This window comes from Okeania sp. SIO3B5 (assembly GCF_010692555.1).
Lineage (GTDB): Bacteria > Cyanobacteriota > Cyanobacteriia > Cyanobacteriales > Microcoleaceae > Okeania.
Genome location: NZ_JAAHHG010000659.1, coordinates 1 through 4,871, shown reverse-complemented (window position 1 = coordinate 4,871; position 4,871 = coordinate 1). Strand labels below are relative to the sequence as shown.

8 protein-coding genes are annotated in these 4,871 nt (G+C 37.2%); 4 read left to right on the top strand and 4 right to left on the bottom strand.

Annotated features, from left to right (window positions below):
• Positions 1-137: 137 nt before the first annotated feature.
• From F6K54_RS40420 to F6K54_RS40405, 4 genes are all read left to right on the top strand, one after another.
• Positions 138-323: a hypothetical protein gene (locus F6K54_RS40420; RefSeq protein WP_293090037.1), complete on the top strand. Its 186-nt coding sequence runs from the start codon at positions 138-140 to the stop codon at positions 321-323.
• 18 nt (positions 324-341) lie between these two features.
• Complete coding sequence (locus tag F6K54_RS40415) at positions 342-548, top strand: hypothetical protein (RefSeq protein ID WP_293090035.1); 207 nt, start codon at positions 342-344, stop codon at positions 546-548.
• 129 nt (positions 549-677) lie between these two features.
• On the top strand, positions 678-1,328 hold the full coding sequence (locus F6K54_RS40410) for a tetratricopeptide repeat protein (RefSeq protein WP_293090034.1): 651 nt from the start codon (positions 678-680) through the stop codon (positions 1,326-1,328).
• Positions 1,329-1,538: 210 nt separating this feature from the next.
• Positions 1,539-2,804, top strand: a complete 1,266-nt coding sequence (locus F6K54_RS40405) for an ATP-binding protein (RefSeq protein ID WP_293090032.1) — start codon at positions 1,539-1,541, stop codon at positions 2,802-2,804.
• Between the two features lie 929 nt (positions 2,805-3,733).
• Here F6K54_RS40405 and F6K54_RS40400 read toward each other — a convergent pair.
• The 4 genes from F6K54_RS40400 to F6K54_RS40385 all read right to left on the bottom strand — a co-directional run.
• Positions 3,734-3,901 carry a hypothetical protein gene (locus F6K54_RS40400; RefSeq protein WP_293090041.1) on the bottom strand — a complete coding sequence of 56 codons (168 nt, stop codon included), beginning with the start codon at positions 3,899-3,901 and terminating at the stop codon, positions 3,734-3,736.
• Between the two features lie 13 nt (positions 3,902-3,914).
• The gene (locus tag F6K54_RS40395; protein WP_293090030.1) at positions 3,915-4,037 is read right to left on the bottom strand and encodes a hypothetical protein; all 123 of its coding nucleotides are present in this window, start codon (positions 4,035-4,037) and stop codon (positions 3,915-3,917) included.
• 13 nt (positions 4,038-4,050) lie between these two features.
• Complete coding sequence (locus F6K54_RS40390; protein ID WP_293090039.1) at positions 4,051-4,401, bottom strand: transposase; 351 nt, start codon at positions 4,399-4,401, stop codon at positions 4,051-4,053.
• 234 nt (positions 4,402-4,635) lie between these two features.
• Positions 4,636-4,871 (bottom strand): helix-turn-helix domain-containing protein (locus tag F6K54_RS40385; RefSeq protein WP_293090028.1); only part of this gene is annotated, 236 nt, incomplete at its 5' end.

Here is a 4,871-nt window from a genome sequence, read left to right as displayed (position 1 = left end):
GAGCTACAAGGTCGGTCTCTTGTAAAACATCTACCAATACTTCTTTGATGGAACCGCCTTCGGCTTTAATCACCGCCTCGATGCCATCGAAAGCATTTAAGTAGGCAGCAGTTCCCGACACCACGGCCAAGCCAGACATGAACAAAAAATGTTGTTTTACAGAAGACGATCGCAAACGGGCAAAGCTAACTCTTTTAAATACTGGAGGATTTGGCTTCCCTGGAAAGATAGGGATTAAGGACGATACCTTATTTGCTAAATTTCCAATAGGAGAAAACGAGACTTTACAAAAATGGGAATCTCCTATTTCTTCCCTTTTGTAACTTCACATTTGGAGAATCTTGAATGATTCTCCAGCAGACAGCGAGTTAACAAGAAAAATCGCTCTTAGCTTAGGAGTTCCAGTTGAAAAATTTAACGCCAACGAACAATATCCAGACGGAATTAAAAAACAATCATCATCTGAAGATTATGGCTTCCCTTTCAAAGTCCCTAGAGGCTGGATAGAACCGGACAAAAAAGGGGAAATGACTATCTCCATTTGCTAACGCAAAGCTCCGCTAACGCCCCTACATCAGGCGTTTTCAAGGTGAATTTGCGTAAGTACTCCTGCTTTATTTTTTGATACAGTGTAAGTATTCAATTGGACATGATATTGCAACCCAAGCAAGAGTAATATGATTACAATCAACGAAAATCAAGAAACAAATTTCTCAGTAATCGAGACTCAGAGGGATTTCCTAAAAATTCTAGAGGTTTACAAAGAAGCAGGGGATTTTTATAACACTGCCAAAAGTTACCATAACCTGGGAATCATTACACAAGAGCAAGGAAAATTGGAGGAGGCGATCGCTTACTATGAAAAAGCAATTCAGGCATTTGAAGAATTAGGAGATTCATGGGAAGCAGCAAAAAGTTGTCTATTGGTTGGCACGATCTGTGTTGAACAAGGTTCCTGGTATAAAGGTCTTGATTATTTAGAAAAAAGTTTCCAAACTTACAGCAAAGAAAACGACTATCCACTTCTTGCTAAAACTACCTATCAGATAGCTCGCACTCACCACTTAATGAGTAACTTTGATAAATCTCGCATTTATTATCGAGATGCTCTGCGGATTTATGAACATATAAAAGACCAGCTAGGTGTTGCTTCATGTAAAACTGGATTAGGTTGGTTAATGGTACAAATAGGTTTTTTTCAAGATGCTTTACTAGAGTTAGAAAAAGCTAGAGAAATTTACGGGCAAGTTGATGATAAACTATGGATTAATGAAGTAAAAAAAATGATAAGTTTGATTGAAAAAATGAAGAATGAAAAACTAAAATGAGTAATTATAATAAAATTTGGGATGAATTATATAATGCCTATGACTAATTAAAAATAGAGGAAATACCGTTTTTTTTAAAGTATTTCAATTATTTTACATGCCAAATTTTAAGAAGTTTTTACAGATCGAAAAAATTGATGATTAACTATGGATTAATGAAGTAGAAAAAATGATAAGTTTGATTGAAAAAATGAAGGAGAAACAACTAAAATGAGTAATGGGGATGAAATTTGGGATGAATTAGGCAGCATCTACGACCGATGGGGAATAGAGGAAATACCGTTTTCGGAAAGTGCTTCAACTATTGGTCAGGCAAAAATACAAGAAGTTTTTACAGGTCGGACAAAAGAACTCAGAGAAGTTCTCCACTTGTTCCGGGGTCGTGAGAGAAAACGCTTGCTAGTTTATGGGTGGATCGGGATTGGCAAAACAGCATTTATTCTAGAAATTTTAGGTATTTTACAACGTAATAAAAAAAATACTATTACTGCTTATATTAGTTTACCTCAAGGAATAGATTTAGCTACCGCAGCTTTAATTGCTTTAGCTCGTGAAATGGAAGATGACGAATGGGCACAACAACAATTAAATCAAATGGGATTACGTCCTCAAAAAGCTCTGCGCAGAAGGAAAATTAAGGGCAAAGGAGGTCTTCCTGTTGCTGGTGTAGAAGTAGAAGAAGAAGTTGTCGCCATTCAAAAACCTCAGTTTCCCAGTCTCAGTTTTGAAGACTTACTGCAACGAGCTTTAGAAAAGAATGACAGCGTAGTTATTGCCATCGACGATCTAGACAAACAAGACCCTGCAAAAGTTAGACAGTTATTACTAGATGCTCAAGGAATTTTAAAATCAGGAGCGTGGTTTATTCTCACAGGTCATCCTTTTGGTCTCACACGAGACATTTTAATTGGGGAGCGTGGATTATTCGATCTCGCTCTCAAACTTGAAGAAATGGATATGGATACTACTTATGAAATGCTAGTCAAATATCTGAATAGTGCGCGACCAAAAGAATCTCAGCTTGCTTTAGACGCTCCCGAAGCAGTTGCCCCATTCACTCCTGAAACTGCTAGACTTTTGTGCGAACGATCTAGTGGTGTTCCCCGGTGGTTAAACCGCTTGGGGAGCTATATTTTACTTAAAGCTGCCGAATTAGGTGCAAATATCGTTACACCAGAAATTTTGCAGCAGGGGTTTGCTTATGCAGACCAAAAAGTGCGGGGACAGTTAGGATTAACTCCTGAAGATTTCATCGTATTAGAGTTAGTATTAGAGAAAGGCATTTTATCAGATGCAAATGTCACTGTTGATGATTTACAAAGAATAAAAGTTAATACATTTAGTGAAATTTTGCCAATCTTAGACAAATTAATTCAACGAGACTTGCTTCGTAGGTTGCCTAGCGATCGTACTGCTGAATATGCTGCCACTCCACTTTTGTTACCACCAACCAATGAGGAAAAAGAAGAAGATTAGACATCTCCTCCAAAAGAGGGATTCAATAATTAATAATGGCTTTGTTGCATGAAAGTATATAGCTGCGACTAGACTCCCGAGATGTACTTCATAATGCGTGGAAACTGCTGTAACTATTGGACAATAGATAAATTAAACATTAATATCTCGAAACTCAGCGATCGCTTGACTGTGGCTGTATATAAATCAAAATAACTATTGGACAATAGTTAAATCAAACATCCATCTCCTGAAACTGAGCGATCGCTTCTGTTGACTATATATAAAAATAACTATTGGACAATAGTTAAATCAAACATCCATCTCCTGAAACTGAGCGATCGCTTGACTGTGACTATATATAAATCAAAATAACTATTGGACAATAGTTAAATCAAACATCCATCTCCTGAAACTGAGTGATCGCTTGACTGTGACTGTATATAAATAAAAATAACTATTGGACAATAGTTAAATCAAACATCCATCTGCCGAAAATCAGCGATCGCTTCTGTTGACTATATATAAAAATAACTATTGGACAATAGTTAAATTAAACATCCATCTGCCGAAAATCAGCGATCGCTTCTGTTGACTATATATAAAAATAACTATTGGACAATAGTTAAATTAAACATCCATCTGCCGAAAATCAGCGATCGCTTCTGTTGACTATATATAAAAATAACTATTGGACAATAGTTAAATTAAACATCCATCTGCCGAAAATCAGCGATCACTCTCGCGGAACGGATGTTCTATCGTTTGACTGTGACTGTATCTAAACTCAACATAACTAGGGCTTGCTGATTAAATCAAACTAGGGCTTTGACATCCTCTCCGGCCTGAAGGCGCAGAGATTCCTACTGAACCATAGCTCTTCGGTGGGTTGACGTTTTGCGCTTCGCAAAGCTCCGCTAACACTGGCTGCTGCTAGCTTGACGTTAGTCTTATGCTTGCCTCCACGTCCGTTTAATGTCTCGGACTGCCCGCCCGCGACTAATATATTTATTGCTGCATTCTCGTCTAAGAACGTGTTTGCTGCCACAGTTTAGACACTCCCATTCTCGCACCTTCAGGTCTAGCTTCCCACCTTTAAAGCCACAATTTGAGCAAATTTGGGATGTTGGCTCAAGGGCGACTAATTACTCTAAAATCACGACCATATTTTTCAGCAATTCCATCTAAGAATGTCCGGAATTGTCTCCAACCTAAATCGGATATAGCCCTGGATAATTTACGATTCTTAACCATACCAGAAACGTTGTTATACTTCTAAAACAACTGTTTGGTTTTCACGAATTATTTTAGTAGATAATTTATGTAGAAAATCAGTCCTAGTATCTTTCAGCTTGCCATGGAACTTAGCAACTCTAACCCGTGCTTTTTCATACCTTTTAGAGTCTTTAGTTTTTTTAGATAATAACTTACTTAACTTTCTTAATTTCTTAATTCGTTTCTTCAGTGGCTTAGGAGCATCAATTTTTGTACCGTCGCTCAATGTAGCAAAAGTATAAATGCCTAAATCTATACCTACTGAATTATCAGTTTGAGGTAAGATTTCTGGTTGTATTTCTACTACAAAACTTAAGAAATATCTATTAGCTGAATCTTTAATTACTGTTACTGATGATGGAAGAGCAGGTAACTCTCACAGGCGATACAATTTTCAGCTTTCCAATCTTAGCGTTGCTAGGAACTTTATTTTGACCAACTTTAAATCCTCATGCATGTAAACCTAGCAGTTTGCTTTGACTTTCTACTTTTAAATCGCGGAGCGTTGCGAGGAACGAAGCAATCTGGAGGTTTAATAGCTCTACCTTTTCTCTGGCCTTTAGTCGATTTAAAAAAGTTAGAGCAACGCCTGATTTAAATCATTTAAAGATTGCTGCAATGGTATAGCAGAAACTTCTGATAACCATTCTCTGTCTTCAGTCTTTTTCGATTGAGTGATAAACTGTTTTTGTAGTTCTGAATTAGTGGGTTTATTTTCTCCTAATTTATACTTTTCTTGGCAGCAAGCTAGACTATCATTCCAAACCACACGGACACAACCAAATAGCTTTGCTAATCGGTATTTTTGTCCCG